The 26025-nt window shown below is 62.8% G+C and carries 26 protein-coding genes; 10 read left to right on the top strand and 16 right to left on the bottom strand.

What is annotated here, in order from left to right:
* Window positions 1-68: 68 nt before the first annotated feature.
* The 3 genes from ATE48_RS10525 to ATE48_RS10515 all read right to left on the bottom strand — a co-directional run bounded on the left by ATE48_RS10525 (window position 69) and on the right by ATE48_RS10515 (window position 2486).
* The gene (locus tag ATE48_RS10525) at window positions 69-992 is read right to left on the bottom strand and encodes an alpha/beta hydrolase (protein ID WP_083197295.1); all 924 of its coding nucleotides are present in this window, start codon (window positions 990-992) and stop codon (window positions 69-71) included.
* A gap of 4 nt (window positions 993-996) precedes the next feature.
* Window positions 997-1686 (bottom strand): response regulator transcription factor, encoded by a 690-nt coding sequence (locus tag ATE48_RS10520; protein ID WP_066771146.1) that lies wholly within the window; start codon window positions 1684-1686, stop codon window positions 997-999.
* Between the two features lie 104 nt (window positions 1687-1790).
* Entirely contained in the window at window positions 1791-2486 is a 696-nt protein-coding gene (locus ATE48_RS10515) for a YggS family pyridoxal phosphate-dependent enzyme (RefSeq protein WP_066771143.1), read from the bottom strand.
* Here ATE48_RS10515 and ATE48_RS10510 point away from each other — a divergent pair.
* A complete protein-coding gene (locus ATE48_RS10510; protein ID WP_228126582.1) occupies window positions 2485-3084 on the top strand; it encodes a thiamine phosphate synthase in 600 nt (199 codons plus the stop codon). The genes ATE48_RS10515 and ATE48_RS10510 overlap by 2 nt on opposite strands.
* On the opposite strand, the gene ATE48_RS10505 is transcribed toward ATE48_RS10510, so the two are convergent.
* Entirely contained in the window at window positions 3081-3536 is a 456-nt protein-coding gene (locus tag ATE48_RS10505) for an NtrZ family periplasmic regulatory protein (protein WP_156767720.1), read from the bottom strand. The genes ATE48_RS10510 and ATE48_RS10505 overlap by 4 nt on opposite strands.
* Window positions 3537-3790: 254 nt before the next feature.
* Between ATE48_RS10505 and ATE48_RS10500 the strand changes: the two genes are divergently transcribed.
* Genes ATE48_RS10500 through ATE48_RS10480 form a run of 5 tightly spaced genes read left to right on the top strand, consistent with a single transcriptional unit; the run spans window position 3791 to window position 10265 of the window.
* Window positions 3791-4303, top strand: a complete 513-nt coding sequence (locus ATE48_RS10500; RefSeq protein ID WP_083197293.1) for a DUF3576 domain-containing protein — start codon at window positions 3791-3793, stop codon at window positions 4301-4303.
* Window positions 4304-4359: 56 nt separating this feature from the next.
* Entirely contained in the window at window positions 4360-7002 is a 2643-nt protein-coding gene (gene leuS, locus ATE48_RS10495; RefSeq protein WP_066771128.1) for a leucine--tRNA ligase, read from the top strand.
* 18 nt (window positions 7003-7020) lie between these two features.
* On the top strand, window positions 7021-7503 hold the full coding sequence (lptE, locus tag ATE48_RS10490) for an LPS assembly lipoprotein LptE (RefSeq protein WP_066771125.1): 483 nt from the start codon (window positions 7021-7023) through the stop codon (window positions 7501-7503).
* Window positions 7504-7506: 3 nt separating this feature from the next.
* A complete protein-coding gene (holA, locus tag ATE48_RS10485) occupies window positions 7507-8535 on the top strand; it encodes a DNA polymerase III subunit delta (protein ID WP_066771124.1) in 1029 nt (342 codons plus the stop codon).
* Window positions 8536-8582: 47 nt separating this feature from the next.
* Window positions 8583-10265, top strand: coding sequence for a serine hydrolase domain-containing protein (locus tag ATE48_RS10480; protein ID WP_066771120.1), 1683 nt, complete (start codon window positions 8583-8585; stop codon window positions 10263-10265).
* 1 nt (window position 10266) lies between these two features.
* On the opposite strand, the gene ATE48_RS10475 is transcribed toward ATE48_RS10480, so the two are convergent.
* Window positions 10267-11559: a dicarboxylate/amino acid:cation symporter gene (locus ATE48_RS10475; protein WP_066771118.1), complete on the bottom strand. Its 1293-nt coding sequence runs from the start codon at window positions 11557-11559 to the stop codon at window positions 10267-10269.
* 85 nt (window positions 11560-11644) lie between these two features.
* On the bottom strand, window positions 11645-12793 hold the full coding sequence (locus ATE48_RS10470; protein WP_066771112.1) for an aminotransferase: 1149 nt from the start codon (window positions 12791-12793) through the stop codon (window positions 11645-11647).
* A 104-nt stretch (window positions 12794-12897) separates the two neighbouring features.
* Between ATE48_RS10470 and ATE48_RS10465 the strand changes: the two genes are divergently transcribed.
* On the top strand, window positions 12898-13989 hold the full coding sequence (locus tag ATE48_RS10465; protein ID WP_066771110.1) for a DUF5694 domain-containing protein: 1092 nt from the start codon (window positions 12898-12900) through the stop codon (window positions 13987-13989).
* Here the strand turns inward: ATE48_RS10465 and ATE48_RS10460 are convergent.
* The 8 genes from ATE48_RS10460 to ATE48_RS10425 form a co-directional block, all read right to left on the bottom strand.
* The gene (locus tag ATE48_RS10460; RefSeq protein ID WP_083197292.1) at window positions 13986-15059 is read right to left on the bottom strand and encodes a ParB/RepB/Spo0J family partition protein; all 1074 of its coding nucleotides are present in this window, start codon (window positions 15057-15059) and stop codon (window positions 13986-13988) included. The genes ATE48_RS10465 and ATE48_RS10460 overlap by 4 nt on opposite strands.
* A 92-nt stretch (window positions 15060-15151) precedes the next feature.
* Window positions 15152-15940 (bottom strand): ParA family protein, encoded by a 789-nt coding sequence (locus ATE48_RS10455; RefSeq protein WP_066771105.1) that lies wholly within the window; start codon window positions 15938-15940, stop codon window positions 15152-15154.
* Window positions 15941-15964: 24 nt separating this feature from the next.
* Window positions 15965-16606, bottom strand: coding sequence for a 16S rRNA (guanine(527)-N(7))-methyltransferase RsmG (rsmG, locus tag ATE48_RS10450; protein WP_066771103.1), 642 nt, complete (start codon window positions 16604-16606; stop codon window positions 15965-15967).
* Window positions 16603-16959 carry a nuclear transport factor 2 family protein gene (locus ATE48_RS10445; RefSeq protein ID WP_066771100.1) on the bottom strand — a complete coding sequence of 119 codons (357 nt, stop codon included), beginning with the start codon at window positions 16957-16959 and terminating at the stop codon, window positions 16603-16605. The genes rsmG and ATE48_RS10445 overlap by 4 nt, the downstream gene beginning before the upstream one ends.
* Complete coding sequence (locus ATE48_RS10440) at window positions 16956-17306, bottom strand: DUF3088 family protein (protein ID WP_066771097.1); 351 nt, start codon at window positions 17304-17306, stop codon at window positions 16956-16958. The genes ATE48_RS10445 and ATE48_RS10440 overlap by 4 nt, the downstream gene beginning before the upstream one ends.
* Entirely contained in the window at window positions 17303-19267 is a 1965-nt protein-coding gene (mnmG, locus tag ATE48_RS10435) for a tRNA uridine-5-carboxymethylaminomethyl(34) synthesis enzyme MnmG (protein ID WP_066771094.1), read from the bottom strand. Before mnmG ends, ATE48_RS10440 begins: the two co-directional genes overlap by 4 nt.
* 300 nt (window positions 19268-19567) lie before the next feature.
* Entirely contained in the window at window positions 19568-20878 is a 1311-nt protein-coding gene (mnmE, locus tag ATE48_RS10430; protein ID WP_066771092.1) for a tRNA uridine-5-carboxymethylaminomethyl(34) synthesis GTPase MnmE, read from the bottom strand.
* A gap of 21 nt (window positions 20879-20899) precedes the next feature.
* Window positions 20900-21160, bottom strand: coding sequence for a DUF6489 family protein (locus tag ATE48_RS10425; protein WP_066771090.1), 261 nt, complete (start codon window positions 21158-21160; stop codon window positions 20900-20902).
* Between the two features lie 68 nt (window positions 21161-21228).
* On the opposite strand from ATE48_RS10425, the gene ATE48_RS10420 reads away from it, so the two are divergent.
* From ATE48_RS10420 to ATE48_RS10410, 3 genes are read left to right on the top strand one after another with little or no spacing between them, the layout of a single operon-like run.
* Window positions 21229-21918, top strand: coding sequence for a dienelactone hydrolase family protein (locus ATE48_RS10420; protein WP_066771088.1), 690 nt, complete (start codon window positions 21229-21231; stop codon window positions 21916-21918).
* Window positions 21915-22832, top strand: a complete 918-nt coding sequence (locus ATE48_RS10415; RefSeq protein ID WP_066771083.1) for a glycerophosphodiester phosphodiesterase family protein — start codon at window positions 21915-21917, stop codon at window positions 22830-22832. Before ATE48_RS10420 ends, ATE48_RS10415 begins: the two co-directional genes overlap by 4 nt.
* A 44-nt stretch (window positions 22833-22876) precedes the next feature.
* On the top strand, window positions 22877-23845 hold the full coding sequence (locus ATE48_RS10410; RefSeq protein WP_066771080.1) for a quinone oxidoreductase family protein: 969 nt from the start codon (window positions 22877-22879) through the stop codon (window positions 23843-23845).
* 59 nt (window positions 23846-23904) lie between these two features.
* On the opposite strand, the gene ATE48_RS10405 is transcribed toward ATE48_RS10410, so the two are convergent.
* Together ATE48_RS10405 and rho are read right to left on the bottom strand one after the other, a co-directional pair.
* Window positions 23905-24510 carry a glutathione S-transferase family protein gene (locus ATE48_RS10405; RefSeq protein WP_066771078.1) on the bottom strand — a complete coding sequence of 202 codons (606 nt, stop codon included), beginning with the start codon at window positions 24508-24510 and terminating at the stop codon, window positions 23905-23907.
* A gap of 142 nt (window positions 24511-24652) precedes the next feature.
* Window positions 24653-25945 (bottom strand): transcription termination factor Rho, encoded by a 1293-nt coding sequence (gene rho / locus ATE48_RS10400; RefSeq protein WP_066771076.1) that lies wholly within the window; start codon window positions 25943-25945, stop codon window positions 24653-24655.
* Window positions 25946-26025 lie beyond the last annotated feature (80 nt).

Raw genomic sequence — 26025 nt, 5'->3', positions numbered from 1 at the left:
GCCTGGCGAAAGCCGGGCCTTCATCTTTTGTGAGTTCGGCCTTACCGCACGAACAAACCTATAAAGACCTATTGAGCCTGGGCGGCGGGGCGGTTGGCCTCTTCGAGGTAGTACCACGGGGACGGGCCGTAATTCGGCTCGGGCGCGGCGTAGAGCCAGCGAAGCGCGTCGAGCGCGGCAGCGTGATAAATGGTCGCGTGCGTTTCGGTGGCGCTGCGATCACTGTAGCGGAACGTGACGCTACCTGGCGGCGCGGCTTCGAGCAGCCCCAAAAAACGGTTCATCCCCGCTTGTGTAGCGTCGCCTTCGTTGGCGATGGCGAGATAGATGCGCGTGTTGGATGACGCACGGCCCTGGATATCGCGACCGCCATCGCGGGCGAAGTGCTGCTCGTCCCACCAAAGGCTCGGACTGATGGCGATGTAGTCGCGGAAGAGCTGTGGACGGTGGAGGAAGGTGTCGACAACGAAGAGGCCGGCGAGCGACTCGCCCATTAGAGCGCGCCCCTCGCCTGTTCGATAATTGGCGTCGATGAACGGGATGACTTCGCTGGCGATGAAGTCCTGGAAGCGGCGCGCGCCCCCTGCTTGCGGAAATTCGGCACCGTGGCGGGCATTTTCCGGACGGCGCGTGAGTTCGGCGCGGCGGTCCTTGGTTTGGATGCCAACGACGATGAGCGGCTCATAGGTCCAGCTCAGGGCGCCGAGCTGGCCGAGGCCGGCAATGTGCTGAAAGTCCTGATCGAGCGCGCCGTCGAGAACATAGAGCACGTTGTAGCGCCGGTTGGCGTTGTCGGCGGCGCCGTAATCGGACGGGACCCAGACGTTGATCTGGCGTTCATCGCCGAGTGTCGTGGATTGCAGGATGTAGCTTGTGCCGATGGTGATTGGGGTTGAGCGCGCTGCGCCTGTTGGCGAATGCTGCGCTTCACAATTCGGCGGCGTCGCGCACGCGCCAAAGAGCGCGCACAAGCCAATCAGCCAGTTCTTCATTGAGTTACACCTGTAAGCGGTAGCCACCAGTTTCGGTGATCAAAAGCTTGGGGCTTTGTGCGTCCGGCTCAATCTTTTGACGCAGACGGTAAATGTGCGTCTCGAGCGTATGGGTGGTGACGTTGGCGTTGTAGCCCCAGACTTCGCGCAGCAGCTCTTCGCGGCCGACGGGCTTTTCGCCGGAGCGATAAAGGTAGCGCAGGATCGACGCTTCCTTGTCGGTGAGGCGGACCTTCTTCTGCGCCGGATCGACCAAGAGACGCATGGCCGGCCGAAACTCGTACGGACCGATTTTGTAAACTGCGTCTTCGCTGGCTTCGTGGCTGCGCAGGTGCGCGCGAATACGGGCGAGCAGCACGGAGAACTTGAACGGCTTCAGCACGTAATCGTTGGCCCCGGCGTCGAGGCCTTGGACCTGCTGCTCTTCTTCCTGCGCGGCGCCGGTCAGCATGATGATCGGGGCTTTGACGCCTTGATCGCGGAGCGCCTTGCAAGCTTCGAAGCCGTCCATGTCCGGCAGGCTCACGTCCAGCACAACGGCCGCCGGCTTGTGCTCGGCGGCGGCAGCGAAGCCTTCGGCGGCCGTGGAGGCGCCGACGGCGCCGAAGCCCTCCTCCAACTCAAACTGCTCGACCAATGCCTGACGGAGGTCGGCGTCGTCATCGATCACGAGGATGGTTGTTTCGCGTGACATTGGGCCCCGAGTGTCAGGCTTAAAGTTTATTTGAATGGAAATGACCACGGCGGATCAGTGATTTGCAACCTTTGACGCCCGCCTCAGGCGTCCCGGAGCGATCACTACTCGGTCAACTGGGCGGATCCGGGCCGCGTTCCGAACAGCGCCGACCCTATTCTTACGTGCGTAGCGCCGAAGCGGATAGCGGTCTCGAAATCATCGCTCATCCCCATACTGAGGGTGGCGAGACCGTTGCGAGCGGCGATCTTGGCGAGCAGGGCAAAGTGCATGGCCGGTTCCTCATCGACCGGCGGGATGCACATGAGGCCGCGTAGCGGCAGGCCGTAGGTTTCGCGGGCGGACTTGATGAAGGCGTCCGCCTCAAGCGGCGGGACGCCGGTCTTCTGCGCTTCTTCGCCGGTGTTTACCTGGATCAGAATCTCGGGGCAGCGGCCCTGTTTTTGCGCTTCGTCGGCGAGCGCCGCGGCGAGCTTTGGGCGGTCGAGGCTCTCGATCACATCGAACAGCGCCACCGCATCGGCGGCCTTATTGGACTGAAGCGGGCCAATGAGGCGGAGCTGCAAGTGCGCGTAGTCCGAACGTCGCGAGGTCCAGCGGGCTTGCGCCTCGTGGACTCGGTTTTCACCGAACACGCGTTGGCCTGTTGCGAGCATGGCCTCGACACGGCCGTCGGGCTGTTGTTTGGAGACTGCGATGAGCGTGACGCCTTGCGGCGCGCGCCCTGCTTCGGCCGCTGCTTTCGCCATGCGGTTAAGGATGGCGGCGCGCGCCGCGGCGATGTCGGAAGGAACGCTCATGCGGTCAGTCCAAGTGCTAGCGGCGACAGCGGCGCGGCTCAACCGTGATGCGGGCGCGATCAGCATTCCGGCGCTGTATTTTTTCACGGATCCGGAGCGAACACCCAACCCAGTCGCAATCGCCGGCCGGCTCCCGCGCAAAACCGCTGTGGTTTACAGGCATTTTGGCGCAGACGACCGCGCGCGCGTGGCGCGGAAGCTATCGGCAGTTTGCCGTCTGCGCGGGCTTTATCTGCTGATCGGCGCCGACCCGGAATTGGCGACGGCATGCGACGCGGACGGCGTGCATTGGCCAGAGCGAATGATGCCGAGCGCGCGAAGCAATGTGTTTCGGCTTGAATCAACGGCGGTGCACGATGCTGGGGCCGTATTGCGGGCAAACGCCGCAAAGCTCGACGCGTGTGTGCTCAGTCCGATCTTCCCAAGCCGCAGCGCTTCAGCGCAACGCGAGCTTGGTGTGTTTCGCGCGAGCCAGATTGCACGCGCCAGCGCTGTGCCGGTGATTGCGCTGGGCGGCGTGAATGCGAGCAACGCAACGCGGCTCATTGGACGCGGCTTTGCCGGCGTCGCCGCAGTTGATGCATTGATTGAAGTTTAGAAGCGGAACGCCGACTCGATCCGCACGTCAGCGCGCGGCTCGTCTTCGTTGGCGCGCGCCACGGGCGCTACGCCCGGCGCTGGCGTCGTTTCCAGATTGAACTGGCCGCCGACGCTGATGTTCGGCGTGAACTGATAGTAGGCGCCGACTGAAGTTTGATCGCCGTGGCCGCCGTCGGGCGCACGCTCAATACGTTGCGCTTCGCGAACGTCCACCGTGACACCCCAACGCTGGCTCAACGTCCAGGCTGGCGCCAACAGGCCAGCTTCCTGGTCACCGGCGATGGATTCAGTCACGCCGTTGGAGGTGGTGAAGCGTTGGTACCAGGGTACCGACGACTCGCTCGCTTGGGCAGGCGTCACTGGGGTTGGCACGCGTTCCTGCGCCTGCGCGACGCCGGCCGTCGCCAAAATGGCGACTCCCGCGATCACAACTGCAGACGCCCGAGACACGTTTCCTACCCCTCAGCACTCACTCAGCGAACCAACATAACGCATGACGGGCTGATCCGCAGTGAACTTTAGGACACAGCCAGCCAGGAAATTTGCGGCGAAAGGTAGGCACACAGGTGTGGATAAACCATAAATGGGAGCTGCCGCCACAACATAGCCGGGTTCGCAGCTGACCCCTGGCTCAGTTGCTAGCCCATGATATATGGGCGGGCCAAAGCGCCGGGGATGGCGCCGACGACGGCGGAGGAATTCGAATGATGCAGGCTGGGCGCACACTTCTGAAGGGCGCGATTTTCATGGTCGCGGCCGTGGCGCTCTCGGGCTGCTCAATGTTCCGAGCCGATGACAGCGGCCAATCCCGCGCCGACGACAATGCCGGCCGCAGCAGCAACAGCGGCGGCGGTGGAATTTTCGGCGTCGGCGGTGGCGGCCGCGCCAGCGAAGATGGCATCGGCGTCAACTCGTACCTCTGGCGCGCGTCGCTCGACACGCTGAACTTCATGCCGCTCGGCTCGGCTGATCCGTTCGGCGGCGTGATCATCACCGACTGGTACTCGGCCCCAACCACGCCGAACGAGCGCTTCAAGGCGACGGTGTATATCCTCGACACGCGCCTTCGCGCTGACGCGCTGAACGTCTCAATCTTCCGTCAAACCAACACGAACGGCCAATGGTCGGACGCGTCGGTCGATCCGGACACCGAGATTCAGATCGAAAACGCGATCCTGCAGCGCGCTCGCGAACTGCGCCTTAGCAACGTCCGCTAGACACAACGAGCGTTTGCCGTCACCAAAACGCTCCAAGGAATGGGGCGTGAGCAAGTATGTCGTCCAGGTACAATCACCGCGAAGTCGAACCGAAGTGGCGCGAGCGTTGGGCCGCCGCCGGCATCGATCGCGCGCTTTCGCCTGAAGACGCTAAAGGCAAAAAGAAAGCCTACGTGCTCGAGATGTTTCCCTATCCGTCGGGACGCATCCACGTAGGCCATTCGCGCAACTACACGATGGGCGACGTCATCGCCCGCTTCCGCCGCTCGAACGGCTACAACGTGCTCCACCCCATGGGCTGGGATGCGTTCGGCTTGCCGGCCGAAAACGCCGCCATGGAGCGCGGCATCCATCCGAAAGGTTGGACCTACGACAACATCGCCGCGATGCGCGAACAGCTGAAATTGCTGGGCCTCGCCATCGATTGGTCGCGCGAAATCGCGACCTGCGATGCGGCTTACTACAAGCACCAGCAAGCGATGTTCTTGGCCTTTTGGAAGAAGGGCCTCGTCTATCGCAAGAAGCAGAAGGTGAACTGGGACCCGGTCGATAACACCGTGCTCGCGAACGAGCAGGTGGTCGACGGCAAGGGTTGGCGCTCCGGCGCGCCGGTTGAAACGCGTGAGCTTGAGCAATGGATGTTCAAGGTCACAGCCTACGCCGACGATCTTCTGGCAGCGCTCGAGAAGCTGGAGAAGTGGCCCGACAAAGTCCGGCTGATGCAGACCAATTGGATCGGCAAAAGCCAAGGCGCGAAGATCTGGTGGGACATCGTAGATGCCCCCTCCTTTTTGGCGCAGACACCGGCGGGCGAGCCGTGCCACACGCGCGACCCGATCGAAGTTTACACAACACGGCCCGACACGCTGTTCGGCGCAAGCTTCCTGGCGCTGGCGCCGGACCATCCACTGACCAAAGCAATTGCCGAGCACAATCCTGAAGTCGCGAAGTTCGTTGAGCAGTGCGCGCAGCTCGGCACGTCCGAAGCGGATATTGAAAAGGCGCCGAAATTCGGCGTCGATCTTGGCGTGCGCGTGCGTCACCCTTTCGATCCAGATTGGATTTTGCCGGTGTGGGGCGCGAATTTCGTGCTCTCCACGTATGGCACAGGCGCGATCTTCGCTTCGCCCGCGGGCGATCAGCGCGACCTCGACTTCGCAAACAAATACAAATTGCCGTTCAAGCCAGTGGTGCTGCCGCCTGGCGCGGACGCGGCGACGTATAAGATCGACAAGGACGCGTTCACCGAAGACGGCACGATCTACAATTCGAAATTCCTCGATGGCCTTTCAACGCGTGATGCGATCAAGGCGGCGATCGCCGAGCTGGTGAAGCGCGAAGCCGGCGAAGCGACGACGCAGTGGCGTCTGCGCGATTGGGGTGTTTCACGGCAACGCTATTGGGGCTGCCCTATTCCGGCGATCCATTGTGCGACATGCGGGGTCGTGCCGGCGCCAGAGGAGAGCCTGCCGATCGCACTGCCGGAAGACGTCACGTTCGACAAAGACAAGCCGGGCAATCCGCTGGATCGGCACCCGACTTGGAAACACACGACCTGCCCGCAGTGCAAAGGCGCGGCAACGCGCGAGACCGACACGCTCGATACGTTCGTGGATTCGAGCTGGTATTTCGCGCGCTTCACCGACGCGAAGAACGCGGACGCGCCGTTCGACAAGACGCTCGCGGGCTATTGGCTGCCGGTCGATCAATATGTGGGCGGCGTTGAGCACGCGGTGCTGCACTTGCTGTACGCGCGTTTCTTCACGCGCGGCATGCGCGATTGCGGCTTCCTCGAGGGTCCGGCCGATGGCGAGCCGTTCCGGAGCTTGTTCACGCAAGGCATGGTCGTTCACGAGACCTATAAATCACAAGCTGGCGCTTGGCTGTTGCCAGAAGAGACAGACATCAAAGAAGGCAAGCGCGTTGATCTGAAGACCGGCTCGGCGGTTGAGGTCGGCGCGATCGAGAAGATGTCGAAATCGAAGAAGAATGTCGTCGATCTCGATGCGTTCGTGACGGACTTCGGCGCTGACGTCGCGCGCTGGTTTGTGTTGTCGGACTCACCGCCGGAGCGTGATGTTGAGTGGACGGCCTCTGGCGTCCGCGGCTCGTGGGGTTACGTGCAGCGCGTCTGGTCACTCACCGAAGCGCACGGGCGGCCCGCACCGAAACCAGGTGATGCGGCGCCGGCGTCCGCGAACGCCGGCGAGGCGCTGGCATTGCGCCAGCTCGCGCACCGCGCCATTCAATCCGTCACCGATGATATCGAGAACTTCCGTTTCAACGTCGCGGTCGCGCGCGGCTATGAACTGGTCAACGCCATCGCCAAACTGAAGGGCGACGACGAGGGCGCTGTGTTCGCGCGCGGTGAAGCCTTGCGGATTCTCGCGCAGCTGATCTCCCCTTTCATGCCGCACCTGGCGGAAGAATGCTGGGAGACGTTGGGCGGCGAGGGCTTTGTCGCGACCGCGCCGTGGCCGGTTGCGGACCCGGCCCTGGCGGCGCGCAACACGGTTACGCTGCCGATCCAAGTGAACGGTAAGAAACGTGCCGAGATCGAAGCGCCGAAAGGCGCGGCGGAAGCCGATATTCGTGAGCTGGCGCTGCAACACAGCGCGGTGAAGCCCTTTCTCGAGGGCGTTACCGTTCGCAAGGTGATTGTGGTCCCGGATAGGATCGTCAATATCGTCGCCAGTTAGCGGCGGGAGAAACCCCAGATGCGCGTATTGCTCGCCAGTCTTACCCTTTTGCTCACGGCGTGCGGCTTCCAGCCGATGTACGCGCCGGTGGATGGCGCCAACGCAATTGGCCCGGTGCAGATCGCCGAGATCGAAGGGCGCGCAGGTCACGTGTTGCGCACCGAGCTCACGCGCATCCTGGCTGCCGAAAATGACGGCTCGCCGCCGGCGAACCTGCAAGTGACACTGACGGAAGTGGTGACGCCGCTCGGCATCCGGATCGACGAATCGGCGACGCGCTCGGAGCTGCGGTTGACGGCGAACTACATTCTAACGCCGGCGCAAGCGGGCGCACGAGTGATGCGCGGATCGGTGTCGACGGTGGTGAACTACGACATCCCGCGCGCCGCGTTCGGTGAAATCACGGCGCAAGACGATGCGCGCGAACGCGCGGCAGAGAGCATGGCGCAGCGTTTCCGCGCTGAGCTCGCGCTGCGCATCGCGCAAGCACGTCAAGGCTAAGGCGTGGCGCAAATCAAAGGCGCTTCGATCCGGCGCTTCCTCGACAAGCCGGACAAAAGCGTTCGCGCTATCCTTCTTTACGGCCCGAATGAAAGCGTCGCACATGAGGCAGCGCAGAGGCTCGCGGCATGGGCGCTCGGCAAATCCGACGATCCCTATGCTATCACCAAGCTTGGCGAAGATGAGATCAAGCGCGACAGCGCGCGGCTGGCCGATGCATTAGCGGCGCAATCGCTGCTAGGTGGGCCGACGATCGTGTGGGCGCGGATCAGCGGCAAGGGTGCGGACGAGGCAATCCTTGATGCGCTGGCTGGGATCGAGCGCGGCGAGCCAAGCGGCTATCTCATCGTCGAAGCAGGCGATCTCGGCGGCTCGGCGGAGATCGTAAAGAAGTTCGGCGCGGCGACGCATGCTTCGGTTATCGCGTTCTACGAAGAGACCGACGCGGAGCGGGCTGTTTATGCCAAGGCGTTGGCCAAGGAACTTACCATCACCTTCGACCGCGATGCGGAGGACTATTTCCTCTCCACCCTACCCTCGGATCGCGGCTTGGCGCGGCAGGAGATCGAGAAGTTAGCGCTCTATGCGCACAACCTTGGACGCAATATCAGCGTTGAGGATCTTGAGACGCTGATGGCTTCGGAGGCGGAAAGCGCGCTCGATGCGGCGAGCCTGGCGGCGGCGCAGGGCAAAGCAGCGAAGGCGGTTGAATCGCTGGCGCGGATCGATGCACTTTCCGGTGTCTCGGCATTGCGCGCGTTGCTGCGGCGGCTGCACCAATTGCGCGATGCACGGATCCTGATCGATGGCGGCATGAGTTCGGAAGATGCGGTGGCGAAGTTGCGCCCGCCGGTGTTCTGGAAGGAACGCGATGCGGTGGCGTCACAGGCGCGACTCTGGTCTTCGAAGAAACTGAACGCGGCCTACGACGTATTGTGGGCGGCTGAGATGCGCAGCAAGACGGCGGGCGCGCCGCAGGAACTGATTGCGGCGGATGCGTACCGCAACGTCGCCAAACTCGTTGGCAACTAGGTTGCACAAGCGCCTCGCCCGGCTAGTTTGATGGCGGGAGGCGGGGCATGAAACTCAATCGCAGGCTGGTTTTAGGCGCGGGCGCAGCAGCGATCGCGGCAGGCGGAACGGCGGAAGCCGCAACGCACAGCACTGGCGGAGGACGCGCGCATCGCACTGCCCTCTCGGCGCTGACCCGTTATGCGGAACAGCACGTTCGCGATTGGGGCCTGCCGGGGCTGACCGTGTGCGTGGTCGATCGCGACGGCTATGCGGGGTTCATCACCAGCGGTTACGCAAACAAGGAAACGCGTATACCGGTGCGGCCGGAGCACCTCTTTCAGATCGGCTCGATCAGCAAGGTGTTCACGGCGCTCACGCTGTACGCGCTGCATGAGGAAGGCAAGCTCTCGCCCGAAGCGCGCGTGCGCGCGGTGTTGCAGGACATCCAAATCCGCGACGCAGAAGCGGTGACGCTCCAGCATTTGCTCAATCACACGTCTGGCTTGCCGGGCAATGCGCCGATCGTGACGGATGGCGGATTGTGGTCCGGCTATACGCCGGGCGAGCACTGGGCCTACAGCAACACGGGCTATGAATTGCTCTCGCGCGCGGTGGCGCAGGCGGACGGGACGCGCTTTTTTGAGTCGCTGGAAGCGCGCGTGCTGCGCCCGCTCGGCATGGATGACTCGCGCGGCGCCATCCAAACAATCGATCGGCCACGCTACGCGCAAGGCTATGAAGTGCTCTATTCGGATCGTCCCTCGTTTCGCCCCTTCCCTGTTGGACCAGCGCCGTGGGTTGATGTTGAAACTGGCGCAGGTTGTGTCGCGGCCACGTCCGCGGACATGGCGAAGTTCCTGCGCTTCCTGATGGAGCTGGCGCAGGGGCGCGGAGGACCGGTGTTTTCTGACGCAACGGCGGCGGCGTTTATGGCGAACCCGGCGGCAGCGCCGGGATGGTCAGAGACAGCGCTTTACGGCAACGGCCTTGCGCGGCTCACCGTCGATGACCGGCACTATCTCCACCACACGGGCGGGATGGTGTCGTTCTCATCATCGATGCATGTCGACACCGAAGCAGGTGTTGCGGCGTTTGCGTCGAGCAATGTGAGTTTCGATTTTGGCTATCGCCCGCGCGACATCACTCTGCAGGCGTGCCGATTGTTTCACGCGGCGCGTGAGGGTGGTGAAGTTGCAGCGGCGGCGCCGACGCGCTCCACGATCAGCGATCCCGCGCGCTTAACCGGCGTTTACACCGCGCAATCTGGCGAAACATTTGAGGTCCAAGCCGATGGCGCTGATCAGGTGGCAATGGTCCGCCACGGCGCGAGGAGCCGGATGCAAAGCTTGGCAGGACCATTCTTTGTCAGCGCCGATCCGCGGTTTGCGACCAGCGGCGTTCTCTTTGAAGCGGAAGAAAGCGACGTGGTGCGCGCCTGGGCCGATGATGTGGAATTTCTACGCGGGCCGCCGCCGCACGCGTATCAGGCACAGCCGAGCGACGAGCTGAAACAGCTTGCCGGCATCTATGACAGCGACAATGCGTGGTCGGGCACGGTTTGGGTGATCGCGCGCGCCGGCAAGCTTTGGCTCAACAATGCAGAGCCGCTGACCTTACTGAGCGACGGCTCATGGCGCGCCGGCGCGGACGAATGGAGCCCAGAACGCATCCGCTTTGACGGCCTCGTCGACGGCCGCCCTACCCGCTTGATGCTCTCCGGCTCGCCGTACGTGCGACGCTTCAGCTGAGCTAGCGCCCGATCTCGGTATCACCCTGATCTTCGAGCGTGGGCGCTGCAGCTGCAGGCAGCGGCGCCTCCGGACGCTCAGGGCCGAGTTCCTTTTCCCACTTGGCGACAACCGCGGTGGCGACCGAGTTGCCTACGACGTTGGTGGCGCTGCGGCCCATGTCGAGGAAATGGTCGACGCCGAGGATCAGAAGCAAGCCAGCTTCCGGCATACCGAACTGCGTCAGCGTTGCGGCGATGACGACAAGCGAGGCGCGGGGTACGCCGGCCATGCCTTTTGAGGTCACCATCAGCAGCAACAGCATCGTGACTTGTTGGGCGATGGTGAGTTCGATGCCGTAAACCTGAGCGATGAACAGCACCGCAAAGGTGCAATACATCATCGAGCCATCGAGATTGAACGAATAGCCAAGCGGCAGAACGAAACCGGCAATGCGGCGCGAAACGCCGAACTTTTGCAGCGCTTCGAAGGTGCGCGGATAAGCAGCTTCAGAACTTGCTGTCGAGAACGCCAACACGATGGGATCGCGAATGAGGCCGAGCATGCGAAGGATGCGCGGACCGACGATGAGCAAGCCGGCGCCGATCAGGATCACCCAAAGAATACCAAGGCCGAGATAGAAGCCGCCGATGAACTTGCCGTAGGTGACGAGGATATCGAGGCCATTTTCGGTGACCGTCGCGGCGATCGCGGCGAACACGGCCAGTGGCGCAAAATTCATCACGTAGCCGGTGACGCGCAGCATCACGTGTGAAACTTGCTCGGCCATCTCGACCAGGGGCTTCACTTGCTCACCAAGCGCAGCGAGCGCGACACCGACGAAGAGTGAGAAGACAACGATCTGCAAGATCTGGTTGGTGGCCATCGCATCGAAGATGGAGGTCGGCACCAGATGCGTGACGAAGTCGCGAAGGTTGAGCGCTGACGCCTGCGGGGCTGTCGCCTCCTCCGGGATCGGCAGCTGCAGGCCGATGCCGGGCTGCAAGAGGTGAACAACGGCGAGACCCAGCACCAGCGAGAAGACCGACGCGGTGACGAACCAAAGCAATGTACGCACGCCGACGCGGCCAAGGGAACCCGTTCCACCCATGTGCGCGATACCGACGACCAGCGTCGAGAATACCAGTGGCGCGATGATCATCTTGATCAGACGCAGGAAGACGTCGGTAACCAATTTGAAGTTCGACGCGATCTCCGGCCATTGCTCGGAAGGTTGCTGCTCGTGGAGCACATAGCCGACGCCAACACCGAGGATGAGGCCAGCGAGAACGAAGAGGGTCAGGAAGCGTTGCATCCAGACCGCTTAGCTGGCGGACCGTCACATCGGAAGCGAAAACACAACGAAGGCCGCGCGCGATCTTGCTGCGCTGCAAACAAACTCAGGCGAGGGCGCGCTTGGCCTTGATCAAGGCCTCGGCGCCGCGATCAAGCGTGGCGTCGCTCTTGGCAAAGCACAGGCGCACGAGAGCGGGAGCTCCGGGCGCGGCGTAAAATGCTGAGATCGGAATGGTTGCGACGCCGTGATCGATAGCGTGACGGGCAAAGTCGGCCTCGCTCAGTGCGATGCCGGACGCAGCAAGGTCGATGCTCAAAAAGTATGCGCCGCGCGCGGGTAGGGTTGCGAACCCCTCCCCTTCGAGCGCCGCCTTGAGGCGATCGCGCGAGCGCTGAAAGCCGGCGCGCATGTCTTCAAAATAGCTTCGATCCTTACCGAGACCGTGCGCAACACCGCGTTGAAGATTGGGCGGGGTGGTGAAGGTGAGGAATTGGTGGGCCTTCGTGAAAAGCTCCGTCAGCTCCGGTGCAGCGCAAGCAAAGCCGACCTTCCAGGCCGTTAGCGAAAACATCTTACCGGCGGAACCGATCTTCAATGTACGATCACGCAGCGCCGAGAGCATTGAGACGTGCTCGGCGCCGTCGAAAAGTAAATGCTCCCAAACTTCATCACTGACACAGATCGCATTGTGTGCGCGGCAAAGTTCGGCGACGAGTTCGATCTCGGCGCGGCTCATGACGCTGGCGCTGGGATTGAGCGGCGTGTTGATAACGACGACGCGAGTCTTATCGGAGAAGGCGGCCGCGACCGTTTCACGTTCGAAGCGCCAATGGGGTGGTTGCAGGCGCACGATGCGCGGCACGCCGCCTGCCCTTCTCACCATCGGCAGATAAGCGTCATAGAGCGGCTCAAAGAGAACGACTTCGTCGCCTGGTTCGATGAATGCGAGCAATGCGGCGGCGATGGCTTCCGTGGCGCCGCTGGTGATGGTGACTTCACGCGACCAATCGAGGTCGAGCCCGTGATGCTCGTTATAGTGGGCGGCGACGGCCAGGCGGAGATCGGGGAGACCGCGCATTGGCGGGTATTGGTTGGGACCATCGAGCGTGGCGCGCGCTGCGGCTTCGAGAATGTCGCGCGGGCCGTCGCTTTCAGGAAAGCCTTGGCCCAGATTGATCGCGCCCTTCTCCGCCGCAAGCCGGGACATGACGTCGAAGATGGTGGCGCCGAGCGAGGCGTAGACGCTGTTCATGGCTCTCCTTAGCACGCCGGCCCGCGCTGTCGTTCGTCGCAAGTGTTACCGTCTTTGCATCCAAAAGCGGCGGCGTAAGCGTCCTCTCATGCGGAGGACTTTGGATGAAATCTTTGTTTATCGCGGCGGCGCTGACGCTTGCCGCCGTGGCGCCCGCGTCTGCGCAAAATCGGCCTTTCGATCCGCGTGAGTATCAAGGCCGGCATGTCGGCGAGGCGACGCAGATCCTCGTGATCGGCACGCCGCACCTCAGCGGCACGCCTGAGAATTTCGATCCCGCGGTGCTCGAACCATTGCTGCAGAGGCTGCAAGCGTTTCATCCGGACGCCATCGCAATCGAGGCGCTGCCGGGTCGAAGCATCGAGCAGATGTGGCAGTTCCGCGAAAGCTATCCGCAGACAGCGCAACAATATGGTGGGCGCGCCATGGCGCTCTCCGGCATTTCGCGCGGATTGGTCGGTATGGATATGGCGGAGGCCAATGCCGAGATCCGGCGCGTACTGGCCGACTGGCCCGCCTCCCCGACTCCAGCGCAACGCCGCAGACTTACCGCACTCTTCGTCGCGGCGGGAGAACCGGCTTCAGCAATCGTGCAATGGTGGCGGTTGGAACCGAGTGAGCGCATAGCCGATGAAAACATTTCGCGGCTGCTCGCCGAACAGCTCGCGACCTATGAGACGCCGGCCAGAAAGAATGAAGATCAATTGATCGCCGCACGGCTCGCCGTGCGCTTGGGACATGAACGCGTCTATCCGACCGACGATCAGAGTGACGATGTGGCGCCGGACTTCGAAACGAACATGGAAGCGTTCATCGGAGAGCCGTGGTTCGCTGCGCTGATGGCGGATCCCAATTTCACGCCGCTGCGTGAAGCGGGACAACATTTGACAACGCCGGAAGAAGCACTAGCGACCTACCGTTTCATCAATAGCGCACGCACTGGGCGCACGGATGCGAACGGTCAGTGGCTCAACATGATCAATCGCGCCAGCCCGAGCCAAGTCGGGCGCGCGCGTGTTGCGGCGTGGGAAACACGCAATCTGCGTATGATCGCGAACATCCGCGAAGTTTCCGCGCGCTATCCGGGCGGGCGGATTTTGGTCATCGTCGGATCAGCGCACAAACCTTGGTTTGACGCATATCTCTCGATGATGAGCGATGTCGAGGTCGTCGATGCGACGCGGGTCCTACGTTAGAACCCGCCTCGCAGACGGCGAATGACGTCATCGAGTTGCTCGAGCGTCTTGTAGGAGATTTTCACCTCCCCTGCGCCGGCCTTGTCGTTGATCGTGACGTCGAGCCCGAGCGCGTTGGAGAGTGACTGTTCCAAAGCCCGCGTGTCGGCGCTCTTAGACTCTGTCGACGAGCCGCCGGGCGAAACACGCGGACCGTGCTTTTCGTCCTTGGCTTGCTGAGCCAAACGCTCGATGTCGCGAACGTTCAAGCCTTCGCTGATCGCGCGCTGCGCCAGGCCGCGCGGATCGGGCGCGGTGAGAATGGCGCGAGCGTGACCGGAGCTGAGACGGCCATCGCGCACCATCTCTTGCAGATCGTCCGGCAGCTGCAGCAGGCGCAGCATGTTGGCGATGTGCGGACGCGACTTGCCGACAGCATCGGCGATCTCTTGTTGCGTACGGCCGAAGCGATCGATGAGGGCTTGGAAGCCTTGCGCTTCTTCGATCGGGTTCAGGTCCATACGCTGGACGTTTTCGACGATTGCGATCTCAAGCACTTCAACTTCGTTGAGCTCGCGGATCACCGCCGGAATTGAGTGCAGGCCCGCGCGCTGCGCCGCGCGCCAACGGCGCTCACCGGCGACGATCTCATACTTCCCATCGGCGATCGGGCGCACGAGGATCGGTTGCAAGATGCCGTGCGTCTTGATCGAGGACGAGAGATCGTTGAGCTCAGCTTCGTCGAAATGCTTACGCGGCTGTTGCGGATTGCGTTGCACGAGATCGATCGGAATCGAACGCGGGCCGACATCGCCGGCGGCCTCAACGGGCGCGGGCGCGGCAATTGGCGGCGCGGCGGCGACAGGCGGCGAAACCGGTTCGTTCGCCGGCGCTTGGATTGGCGCAGGCGCAGATTGCGTGATCGGCAGTTCGAACACGTTGCGCGGCGGCTCGATCGGCGCGCGCACCGGTTCAGTTTGCGGTTGAGGCTGGCCAAACACATTGGCTGGCTTCGGCGCTTCGGTCTTCACCGGTTCGCCAAGCAGAGCGGAGAGGCCTCGGCCCAACCCTCTCGGTCTCATGTCGCTCATTCTAGCCCTCGTCTCTGACCCGACCCGATTCGGTATGCTTAAGAATTTGATGGGCAAACCTTGCCCATGGGTAAAAATTTCCGACTTGTTTCCTACGCCGCGTTGAGGAGGCGCTCGCGTTCGATCAGTTCTTTGGCAAGCTTGATGTAGGCTTTGCTGCCGGAGGCATTCTGATCGTAAATGATTGCGGGCAGGCCGTGGGACGGCGCCTCGCTGATACGAACGTTCCGCGGAATGACGGTCTCGTAGACCTTGTCCGGGAAGTGCGCCCTCACCTCTTGGGCCACCTGCTCTGAAAGCGTGGTGCGCTTGTCGAACATGGTGAGCACGACGCCTTGGATTTCGAGCGTCTGATTGAGGTTCACCTTCACCGCGTTGATCGTCGCAACGAGCTGCGCGAGGCCTTCAAGCGCGAAGTATTCCGTTTGCAGCGGCACCAACACACCGTCGGCCGCAGTGAGCGCGTTCACCGTCAAAACGTTCAATGACGGCGGGCAATCGATAAGGATGTAATCGACGCCCAGTGTGGATTCCGAGCGGAATTTCTCGATCGCATTGCGCAGAAAGAATTGCGGCTGCGCCTCACCCATGAGTTCGCCTTCAACGCCCGACAAACGCGCGTCGCCAGGCGTGATGTACAAGTTGGGGACTTTCGTCGGCAACACCGCTTTCGACAGCGGCAGCTGGCCAACGAGCACGTCATAGCTGGTGACGTTGCGATCGTGCGGATGGATGTCGAGACCGGTCGAGGCGTTGCCTTGCGGATCGGTGTCGAAGATCAAGACGCCCTTACCGGCGGCCGCAAGCGCGGTACCGAGATTGATTGCGGTCGTCGTCTTGCCCACGCCACCCTTCTGGTTGGCGATCGCCAAAGTACGCATGTCCCCGTTCTCCTTTGCGGAGCCTCAGGAACGCGTGGCCTTTGTTATGCGAACAATGCGGCCGCGCGGATCGCTGAGGCTCTCCAGCACGTCTGCCCGGTACGCCCCACCATTTAGGACGTGTTTCGCGGCGGCCAGCTCGGCGTCTAAGTCAGCGCCTTTATGGAAGAGACCTTGCGCGCCGCGATCTAGAATCGGCTTCGCATAGGGGATGAGTCGGTTCAAGGGAGCCAAAGCACGGGCGGTAACCACCTCATAGGGACCTTCGCCAGCGCCAAAATCCTCGATCCGCTGGTTGAAAACCTTGATCGGAAGCCCCGCCGCCTCACCCACGGCGCGGAGAAAAGCGGCTTTCTTTCCAGTGGATTCCACCAGATGGACGGTGGTATCGGGTTGATCAGCCAAGAACGCCGCGACCACGAGGGCTGGAAAGCCGGCGCCCGATCCGAGGTCGACCCACCTTTTCGCCTGTGAGGCGAATTTAATGAGCTGCGCGCTGTCCAGGGCGTGGCGGGACCAGAAAAGCTCCAGCTCCTTAGGCCCGACCAAGTTCATCCGCTCCGACCACTCTCCGAGAAGCCTGTGGTGAATTTCGAGGCGAGCGATTGTTTCACGGGGAACGGTGAAACCGAGGTCCCGCTGGAACTCGTCAGGGCCGTAGGTCAAGAACCCTGCTCCAAGCCGTGCAGCTTGATGAAGCTCAGCTTATCCCAATACCCACGCTGGAAGACGATTTTGTCGGCCTGGAATTGGAAGAAGCCGCAGCCTCGCAGACCCTTGGGATCGCGCCATTCGAGGATCGCCCAATCACCCTCCTCGAAGATGTTGTCCGAGATGCAGACCATCTCGGCCTGCGCAAAACCCTCGGCAAACATGGTGCGTATGGCGTCGCGACCGACGACGGGCTCGTTGGCGACTTGGTGGTTGATGGCGTCCTCGGAATACATCGCCGCGAGGCCTTCAACGTCGGCGTTGTTGAAGGCTTCGACCCAGGCGCGGACGCGATCCCGCGGGCTCACGGATGCGGCCCTGCTCCGCCGTAGGTGGCGGCGAGATAGCGGGTGATGGGCTTGGGTTCGTCGAGGAAGTAGCGGCCTTCGAATTCCTTGGCGTCGGCTGGCGGCGTTGCGCCACCGGCTAGCACGAGCACTGGCATCGATTGATTGCCTTCGCCGATCAGATTGATGATCTCGCGGCGCGGGCGCGGAAACTCGCTGCGGCGAACATCGATGCGATTGGCCCAGTGCGGATTGGCGAGCAGCGCGCCTTCCATGGTTGCGCACGATGTGCAGAACCACGTGCCTTCAAGCGCCCGATCCTCGAACGGCGCTTTGATGATGAAGAGCGTATCGCGACTTAAGCTCATGCACGTTTCCTTTGTTCGCGCTTCACATGCGCCAGCAATGCGGTGAGCGCGCCGGGCGTCACGCCTTCGATGCGCGAGGCTTGGCCGAGCGTAACGGGTTTTGCATGCGCAAGCTTTTCGCGCACTTCGTTGGAGAGACCGCCAACGACGGCGTAATCGAGATCGGGCGAAAGACGCAGATCTTCGTCGCGCTTGAAGGCTTCCACGTCGAGCGCCTGGCGTTCGAGATAGCCAGAATAGAGCGCGTCGATCTCAAGCTGCTCGCGAGCTTGACCACTGAGCGAGCCGAGCTCGGGCCAGATGCCCGAGAGCTGTTCGAAGCTGATCGACGGATACGCGAGCAGCGCCAAGGCATCGCGGCGCTGGCCGTCCTGGTTCACCAGCAGACCACGTGCTTGCGCTTGCGCGGGCGTCAGATTGAGCGTGCGCGCCAGTTCGCGCGCGGCCTCGATTTCCCGCATTTTATCGGCGAATTTGCGCGTGCGCTCTGGGCCCACGCAACCAAGTTTGATGCCCTTTGGCGTAAGGCGCTGATCGGCATTGTCGGCGCGCAGCGAAAGGCGATACTCGGCGCGCGAGGTGAACATGCGATAGGGCTCGGTGACGCCGCGCGTAACGAGGTCATCGATCATCACGCCGATATAACCCTCGGCGCGCGTCACCTCGAACGGCCCTGCTCCAGAAGCGGCGCGCGCAGCGTTGAGGCCCGCGACGAGGCCTTGTGCTGCCGCCTCTTCATAGCCGGTCGTGCCGTTGATCTGGCCCGCGAGGTGGAGACCTTTGATGCGTTTGGTCTCTAGCGTCGGCATGAGTTCGCGCGGATCGACGTAGTCATATTCGATCGCATAGGCGTGGCGTGTGATGACGACGTTCTCGAGCCCAGGGATCGTGCGGATGAAGCGCTCCTGCACGTCCTCCGGTAGCGAGGTGCTGATGCCGTTCGGATAGACGGTGTCGTCATCAAGGCCCTCGGGTTCGAGGAAGATCTGGTGTGCGGACTTGTCGGCAAAGCGCACGACCTTGTCTTCGATCGACGGGCAATAGCGCGGCCCTCGCCCGCTGATCGCGCCGGAGTACACGGCGCTCTTAGAAAGCGACTCTTCGATGATCCGGTGGGTATCTTCGTTCGTGTAGGTGACGCCGCAAGCGACCTGCTCATTGGTGATGCGGTCAGTCAGGAACGAAAATGGCGACGGCTCTTCATCGCCCAGCTGCTTCTCCAAAGAAGCCCAATCAATAGAGCTAGATTGCAGGCGCGCCGGCGTGCCGGTTTTCAGGCGCCCCATCGCGAAACCCGCGCCATACAAGCGATCCGAGAGGCCTATGGCGGGCGCCTCGCCGTGGCGGCCGGCGGGGATTCGCTTGTCGCCGATATGGATGACGCCCTTCAGGAAGGTGCCGGTGGTGAGGACGATGCGGGGGGCGGCGAACTCGCGGCCGCTCGCGGTCCGAACACCCACCACTTCCGTCATCCCGGAGCTACGGAGCGGTATCCGGGACCCAGGGGTCTCAAGCTCAGTTGTTTGCCCTTGGGTTCCAGGCTCGGCCTCCGGCCGTCCCGGAATGACGACGGTGATGAGGTCTTCAACGGCGGCAGCCAGAATGGTGAGGTTGGCCTGCCCGGCCAAAGCCGCTTGCATGGCTTCACGATAGAGCTTGCGGTCGGACTGGGCGCGGGGGCCGCGGACGGCTGGTCCCTTGGAGCGATTGAGCAGCCGGAACTGGATGCCGGCGGCATCGGCCACGCGGCCCATGACGCCATCGAGGGCATCGATCTCGCGGACCAGGTGGCCCTTCCCGAGACCGCCAATTGCCGGGTTGCAGCTCATCTCGCCGATGGTCTCGAGCTTATGGGTGAGCAGCAGCGTGCGCGCGCCGAGGCGCGCGGAGGCCGCCGCAGCCTCGCAGCCAGCATGGCCACCGCCGATGACGATGACGTCGTAGGAGCGCTCAGAACTCATGTGCCGGGGCTTCATATAGGACGCGCCGCACGGCGTCACTGCGATGCGCCCTGCACCAACACACACCACCCATTCCCGGATGCGCGAAACGCAGTGCGGGACCCATAGGCGCGTGGGGATCGGCGTTGTGCTCTCATGACCAACCGAGGCGTTTATGGGTCCCGGATTCGACGCTTCGCGTCGCTCCGGGAATGGGTATGGTGCTTGATGCGAAGAGCGTGCGCTTCACGTGCAACCCGCTAATTTCGGTTCACCAGTTTCGCGTGAAACGGCCCATTCCATGCGGGTTTTCGTGCAGGGCTATTTGCCGATGCAAAAGCTTGAGAAGATCTCGCCGAGCAGATCTTCGACATCGATGCGTCCTGTCAAACGGCCGATCTGATCGGCGGCAACGCGCACGTCTTCGGCGGCGAGTTCGGGGCCGAGATCGAGTGCAGGGATCGCGCGCGAAAGCGCGGCACGCGCCTCTTCCACCAGACGGCGGTGACGGGCGCGGGTGAGCACTGGCGCCTCTTCGCGGCCCAGCGCTTCGGCGACGCGCGCGGCGATCAGCGCCTCCAGTTCGGGGATGCCCTGGCCGGTCTTGGTCGAGATCGTGAGGTGGCCGCTGTCGCCGGTCAGGTCTGCCTTCGACTTCACCACCAGGTCGCCCTCGCCGAGCGCGGTCAACAGTGCCGGGACGGTGGCGTTGTCTGCTTCCACCAACACGATCCTGAGATCGGCCTCCTCGGCCCGCGCCAGCGCCCGACTTATGCCCTCGGCTTCGATCGCATCCGCCGCTTCCCGCAGCCCCGCAGTATCGGCGATCCAGACTGGGAAGCCCGCCATCACCCGACGCGTCTCAACGATGTCGCGTGTGGTGCCTGGAATGTCGCTGACGATCGCGGCCTCGCGCTGAGCCAGAGCATTCAGCAGGCTCGACTTGCCGACATTGGGCTCGCCCAAAATGGCGATGCGGAATCCGTCGCGGACGCGCTCGCCGCGGTGGGCGTCGTTGAGGTGCCGGCCCATGTCGTCGGCAAGGGCTCGGAGGATCGGCCCCGCCCGCTGCGCCAGCGCGCCTGGGAGGTCCTCGTCCGGGAAATCTATCTCGGCTTCGATCAGGGCGGCCGCTTCGATCAGGCGGGCGCGCCAGCCCTCGTAGACGGCGCTCAAAGCCCCGCGCCGCTGCCGAAGGGCTTGGCGGCGTTGGCCTTCGGTTTCGGCGTCTACGAGGTCTGCGAGGCCCTCGGCTTCGGCCAGGTCGAGCTTGCCGTTCTCGAAGGCGCGGCGGGTGTACTCGCCCGGCTCCGCTGGCCGGACGCCAGGCTGGCTCAGGGCCGCGTCGATGACGGCGGCAATGACGGCCGAGCCGCCGTGGATGTGGAGTTCGACGACGTCCTCGCCGGTGAAGCTGTGGGGTCCGGGAAACCAGAGCGCCAGGCCGTCATCGAGCGAAACGCCGGTGCGGGGATCACAGAACGCCTCGCGCGTCGCCATGCGCGGCTTGGGCAGATCTCGGGCCGTCAGCGCGCTCAGAGCAGCGCCAGCGGCGGGTCCGGACAGGCGGATCACCGCGACGCCGGCGCGGCCAGCGCCAGTCGCGAGCGCGACGATGGTCTCCGGTTTCATGTGAAAACGACTAAAGCCGGATTAGGGCTTTTCACGTGGAGCAGTCGCGCCAGCGGCCATGCTCGCACCGGAGGTCATCAGCTTCACGAAGGCGTCCTGAGCCTGCGTGCCGACGCTCATCCACGAGCTCATCATCGACTCGCCGCTCATCAGCGCGAGGTTCTTTTCCATGCGCTTGCCCATCTCGGCGACGAGCGCTTCGTTGATCGGCGTGACATCCGGCAGGCCCATGAAGCGGCGGGCTTCCTCGGGGCTGCACTCCACATTGACGGTGAACTTCATGGGTCCAATTCCTTCGCGCGATCTGCGCACTGCCGGTCTATAACGCGGCCAAAGCCAAGGAGCGAGCTATGGGTGAATGGGTTGAAGTCCAGGGTCCGGACGGGGCGTTCAAGGCGTACGTCGCGCGGCCCTCGGGAACGCCCAAGGGCGCGGTCGTGGCGATCCAGGAGATCTTCGGCGTCAACGCGGTGATGCGCGGCAAGGCCGACTGGCTAGCGCGCGAGGGCTTCCTGGCGGTGTCGCCGGATCTGTTCTGGCGGATCAAGCCGGGCATAGATCTGACCGACCAGAGCGAGGCCGAGTGGAAGCAGGCGCTCGACTACATGAACCAGCTCGACAAAAGCGCGAGCGTCAAAGACGTGCAGGCCACTCTGACTTGGGCGCGCACTCAAGGCGTCAGCAAAGCCGGCGTGCTCGGCTATTGCATGGGCGGCTATATCGCGTTCCTTACGGCATGCCGGACCGATACGGACGCGAGCGTCGCCTACCATGGCGGCGGAATCCACACCGCGCTTGGCGAAGCCGGCGCGATCAAGAAGCCGGTGATGCTCCACAACCCGATGAAGGACGGCTTCATCCCGGCAGACGCGCTCAACACCATTCGCGAAACGCTGAAGAACAATCCGCTCGTCACCGTGTGCGAGTACGCCGAGCAGGATCACGCCTTCACGCGTGAAGGCGGCGCGCACTACGATGAGGGCGCTAAGCAGCTCGCGGATGGACGGACGATCGCGTTCTTGAACAAGGCACTCGCATGAAGCGGGCGCTGATTGCTGCAACGCTGGTGCTCGCTGCGTGCGGTGAACAGATTGGTGGTGACGGCGCCAGCATTGGTCAGGCGCCATCGAGCGCCGGCGTTGCTGTGCCGTCCAATCTCAATGCTTACTTCGACTGCCTGCGCGATCGCGGCGTCACGGCGGTGTCGGTGCATCGCGGCGGCCCGGCGCCGGGCTTTGCCGAGAATGCGATCCCAACGTTCGAGAACACACTCAGCGTCGCGCCAAGCGCCTTTCTCGAGGTCGACATCTCGCGGACAGCGGATGGCGTGCTCGTACTCATGCACGACGATCGCGCCGAGCGCACGACGACGGGCACAGGCGCAATTGCCGATCTCGACCTGGCGCAGCTGCTGACTTTCCAGCTTGAAGACGAAAGCGGCCAGCGCGTCGACGCGCGCGCGCCAACCTTGGCCGAAGCGCTTGAATGGGCCGATGGCAAGACGATCCTCGAACTCGACATCAAGCGCAGCGTTCGCTTTGAGGATGTGGTCAGCGAAGTGGAAGCGGCCAACGCGATGGGCCGGGTGGTCTTCGTGACCTACAGCGTCGATGCCGCGGCGCGCCTGGCGCGCCTCGCGCCACAGGCAATGATCTACACGACGATCTCAAATGCCCGCGAGCTCGACACGCTCGAACGGCGCAACGTCGATCTCTCGCACATCGTCGCCTGGACCGGGACAGATACGCCGGCCGCATCATTGGTGTCGGCGCTGGCGGCGCGAGGCGTTGAGACGCGGTTCGGCATGTTCGGCCATGATCGCAACTACGTCGAAGCCGCGCGGGCGCATGCACAGATCGTCGCCGTCGAAAATGCGGCCGAGGCAGTGCGCGACCTCGACGAAGCGGACGGCGACGAGGGCAACGGCGTGTTTCAGTGCGCGATGGAGAATTGAAGCGCGACCACCTCGACCACACATGCGTCGGGCAGGAGACATCCATGAAAGCAATGCGGATCGAGAGCCATGGCGGACCGGAGGTCATCGCCCTCACCGAGGTTGAAACGCGCGAGCCGGGCCCGCATCAGGTGCGCGTGCGCAATCACGCGATCGGCGTGAACTTCATCGATGTCTATCATCGCACAGGCTTGTACAAAAACGCGCTGCCGATGGGCTTAGGCCTCGAAGGCGCGGGGATTGTCGAAGCCGTTGGCGCCGATGTGACGCGCTTCAACGCAGACGATCGCATCACTTATGCGAGCGGCCCGATCGGCGCTTATGCCGAGACGCACGTTGTGAACGAGACGCAAGCGGTGAAGTTGCCGGACGCGATTGCGTTCGATATTGCAGCCGCCTCTTTGCTCAAAGGCATGACCGCGCGTTTCCTTTTGCGTAAGACGTTTCGCGTGGAACGCGGCCACGACGTTGTAATCCACGCGGCCGCCGGCGGCGTTGGTCAGATCGCCGTGCAATGGGCAAAGCATCTTGGTGCAAACGTCATCGCGGTTGTTGGCAGTGATGAGAAAGCAGAGATCGCGCGTAAGCTCGGCGCGGATCACACGATCATTCCTGCGCGCGAGGATATTGCCAAGCGCGTTCGGGAGATCACCGGCGCCGGCGCGCATGTCGTCTACGATAGCGTTGGCAAGGACACCTTCATGGCGTCGCTCGATAGCTTGCGTCCGCTCGGGATGCTGGTTTCGTTCGGCAATGCGTCGGGGCCGCCGCCGGATATCAACCCGCTCGCGCTGGCGCAACGCGGCTCGCTATTTTTGACGCGGCCGACGATGTTCAACTACGTCTCGACGGCCGAGACTTTGGATGAGACCGCAGCGGATTTGTTTGCGGTGCTTGCGAGCGGAGCGGTGAAGGTGGCAGCGCCGGCGCGTTACGCATTGGCCGACGCCGCGAAGGCGCATGCTGATCTCGAAGGACGCAGAACGACGGGAAGCTCGGTGCTCGTTCCGTAGGATTTAGCGTCACCCCGACAAGCCCAGGGTGACGCGATTTCTGGCGCAACGCCGCGCGCTTACTTCACAGCAGCGGCGCGTTGGAAGGCTGGGCGCTGCCAGAGATTGTCGATGTAAGTTTTGATGGTGGCGGGGAGTTCGTCGGCGATGCCCGCGAACTTCGCGCCGGTGGCGATGTATGAAACCGAGATGTCTGCGGCGGTGAAGCGATTGGCTGCGACATAGGGTTTGCCGGCGAGACGCTCGCCGACGAATTCTAAGCGTTTCAAAATTGCGCCCTTGAGATAGCCGGCGGTCCAGTTTTCTTTCTGATCGGCGGGCGCCATGAAGCGGGTGCCGACAAGGGGATTGCCGTAGGCCGCGATGCCAGCTTCACCGAACAAAAGATATTGCAGGTAATCGCCGTAGCCCGCCTCGTTCGGCTTCACTTCGAGATCGGTCGGGCCGTACTTCGCCATGATGTAGATCATCATCGCGACGGACTCGATCATGGTGACGTCGCCGTCTTGCATCACCGGCACTGTGCGCAGTGGGTTGATGGCTTTGAACTCGTCGCTCGGCTTCATGAACGAAGCTTCGGCGGTTTCGTACGGAACGCCCATCTCTTCGCAGAGCCACAATACGCGCAGCGAGCGGGCGCCTTGCGAGTGATAAATCTTGAGCATGGGCGTTCCTCCGGTTGCCGGAGGATCTAGCATTGCGGCGGGCCATCGTCATCCTGGCCCCGCGAGACCCGGGATCCTGGATCGACGCACAAAAGAGGCGCGACTTGCGCCGCGCCTCTCAACGTCACCTTTGGTGGCGAAGTTAGGTGTTCATCGACTGGAAGAAGTCGTCGTTGTTCTTCGAGCCTTTGAGCTTGTCCAAGAGGAACTCGATCGCGTCCTGCGTGCCCATCGGGCTGAGGATGCGGCGGAGCACGTACATCTTCTGCAGGTGCTCCTTCGGCGTGATGAGCTCATCCTTGCGCGTGCCGGACTTCAAGACATCGATGGCCGGGAAGATGCGGCGGTCCGCGACCTTACGGTCGAGTTGGAGTTCGCTGTTACCCGTGCCCTTGAACTCTTCGAAGATGACTTCGTCCATGCGCGAGCCGGTATCGATGAGGGCCGTCGCGATGATGGTGAGCGAGCCGCCTTCTTCGAGATTACGCGCGGCGCCGAAGAAACGCTTCGGACGTTGCAGCGCGTTAGCATCGACACCGCCAGTCAGCACCTTGCCCGAGGAGGGCACGACGGTGTTGTAGGCGCGGCCGAGGCGCGTAACCGAGTCGAGCAGGATCACAACATCCTTTCCGTGTTCGGCGAGGCGCTTGGCTTTCTCAATCACCATTTCCGCAACCGCAACGTGACGCGTGGCCGGCTCGTCGAACGTGGAGGCAACGACTTCGCCCTTCACGCTGCGCTGCATGTCGGTGACTTCTTCGGGGCGTTCGTCGATCAGCAGAACGATCAGAAACACTTCCGGGTGGTTTGCTTCGATCGCCTTGGCGATGTTCTGCATGATGACGGTTTTACCCGTACGCGGCTGCGCGACGATCAGTGAACGCTGGCCTTTGCCGATCGGCGCGACAATGTCGATGATGCGGCCGGTTTTGTCTTTGATGGTCGGATCGTCGAGCTCCATCTTGAGGCGCTCGGTCGGGTAGAGCGGCGTCAGGTTATCGAAGTGAACCTTGTGCCGAACGCGTTCGGGATCCTCGAAATTGACCGAGTTCACCTTGGTCAGGGCGAAATAGCGTTCGCCGTCTTTCGGAGATTTGATCTGGCCTTCGACGGTGTCGCCGGTGCGGAGACCAAATTTACGGATCTGCTGAGGCGAGACGTAAATGTCGTCCGGACCCGGCAAGTAGTTCGATTGCGGCGAGCGCAGGAAGCCGAAGCCGTCGGACAAGATTTCAACGACGCCCGCACCACCGATCTCAACGCCGCGCTCAGCGACGGTTTTCAGGATGGCGAACATCATGTCTTGGCTGCGCAGCGTGTTCGCGCCCTCGATCTCGAGGGTTTCGGCGAGCGCCAGCAATTCAGCCGGCGGCTTACGCTTGAGCTCTTGCAGCGTGAGTGAGGTGAGCTCTTCGAGTGCTTGTGTTTCAGTCATGAGATTTCTCAGGGTGACCCTGGACACCAGGCGCACGTAGGGCGCGGGCAGGGACTGGAGATGGAAGGAAGAACCGGCGG

This window comes from Candidatus Viadribacter manganicus (assembly GCF_001679665.1).
Classification (GTDB): Bacteria; Pseudomonadota; Alphaproteobacteria; order Caulobacterales; family Aquidulcibacteraceae; genus Vitreimonas; species Vitreimonas manganica.
This window is presented reverse-complemented; position numbering and strand designations above follow the sequence as displayed.

What these genes read in the sequence shown, in the direction of transcription:
- mnmE (WP_066771092.1), bottom strand. Translation starts at nt 20,878, where the DNA reads ATGAAACCGGAGACCATCGTCGCGCTCGCGACTGGCGCTGGCCGCGCC.
- ATE48_RS10500 (WP_083197293.1), top strand. Translation starts at nt 3,791, where the DNA reads ATGATGCAGGCTGGGCGCACACTTCTGAAGGGCGCGATTTTCATGGTC.
- ATE48_RS10455 (WP_066771105.1), bottom strand. Translation starts at nt 15,940, where the DNA reads ATGCGTACTTTGGCGATCGCCAACCAGAAGGGTGGCGTGGGCAAGACG.
- ATE48_RS10510 (WP_228126582.1), top strand. Translation starts at nt 2,485, where the DNA reads ATGCGGTCAGTCCAAGTGCTAGCGGCGACAGCGGCGCGGCTCAACCGT.
- ATE48_RS10525 (WP_083197295.1), bottom strand. Translation starts at nt 992, where the DNA reads ATGAAGAACTGGCTGATTGGCTTGTGCGCGCTCTTTGGCGCGTGCGCG.
- ATE48_RS10415 (WP_066771083.1), top strand. Translation starts at nt 21,915, where the DNA reads ATGAAGCGGGCGCTGATTGCTGCAACGCTGGTGCTCGCTGCGTGCGGT.
- ATE48_RS10420 (WP_066771088.1), top strand. Translation starts at nt 21,229, where the DNA reads ATGGGTGAATGGGTTGAAGTCCAGGGTCCGGACGGGGCGTTCAAGGCG.
- ATE48_RS10520 (WP_066771146.1), bottom strand. Translation starts at nt 1,686, where the DNA reads ATGTCACGCGAAACAACCATCCTCGTGATCGATGACGACGCCGACCTC.
- leuS (WP_066771128.1), top strand. Translation starts at nt 4,360, where the DNA reads ATGTCGTCCAGGTACAATCACCGCGAAGTCGAACCGAAGTGGCGCGAG.
- ATE48_RS10425 (WP_066771090.1), bottom strand. Translation starts at nt 21,160, where the DNA reads ATGAAGTTCACCGTCAATGTGGAGTGCAGCCCCGAGGAAGCCCGCCGC.
- lptE (WP_066771125.1), top strand. Translation starts at nt 7,021, where the DNA reads ATGCGCGTATTGCTCGCCAGTCTTACCCTTTTGCTCACGGCGTGCGGC.
- ATE48_RS10405 (WP_066771078.1), bottom strand. Translation starts at nt 24,510, where the DNA reads ATGCTCAAGATTTATCACTCGCAAGGCGCCCGCTCGCTGCGCGTATTG.
- rho (WP_066771076.1), bottom strand. Translation starts at nt 25,945, where the DNA reads ATGACTGAAACACAAGCACTCGAAGAGCTCACCTCACTCACGCTGCAA.
- ATE48_RS10440 (WP_066771097.1), bottom strand. Translation starts at nt 17,306, where the DNA reads ATGAGCTTAAGTCGCGATACGCTCTTCATCATCAAAGCGCCGTTCGAG.
- ATE48_RS10470 (WP_066771112.1), bottom strand. Translation starts at nt 12,793, where the DNA reads ATGAACAGCGTCTACGCCTCGCTCGGCGCCACCATCTTCGACGTCATG.
- ATE48_RS10475 (WP_066771118.1), bottom strand. Translation starts at nt 11,559, where the DNA reads ATGCAACGCTTCCTGACCCTCTTCGTTCTCGCTGGCCTCATCCTCGGT.
- ATE48_RS10480 (WP_066771120.1), top strand. Translation starts at nt 8,583, where the DNA reads ATGAAACTCAATCGCAGGCTGGTTTTAGGCGCGGGCGCAGCAGCGATC.
- ATE48_RS10410 (WP_066771080.1), top strand. Translation starts at nt 22,877, where the DNA reads ATGAAAGCAATGCGGATCGAGAGCCATGGCGGACCGGAGGTCATCGCC.
- ATE48_RS10465 (WP_066771110.1), top strand. Translation starts at nt 12,898, where the DNA reads ATGAAATCTTTGTTTATCGCGGCGGCGCTGACGCTTGCCGCCGTGGCG.
- ATE48_RS10460 (WP_083197292.1), bottom strand. Translation starts at nt 15,059, where the DNA reads ATGAGCGACATGAGACCGAGAGGGTTGGGCCGAGGCCTCTCCGCTCTG.
- mnmG (WP_066771094.1), bottom strand. Translation starts at nt 19,267, where the DNA reads ATGAGTTCTGAGCGCTCCTACGACGTCATCGTCATCGGCGGTGGCCAT.
- ATE48_RS10515 (WP_066771143.1), bottom strand. Translation starts at nt 2,486, where the DNA reads ATGAGCGTTCCTTCCGACATCGCCGCGGCGCGCGCCGCCATCCTTAAC.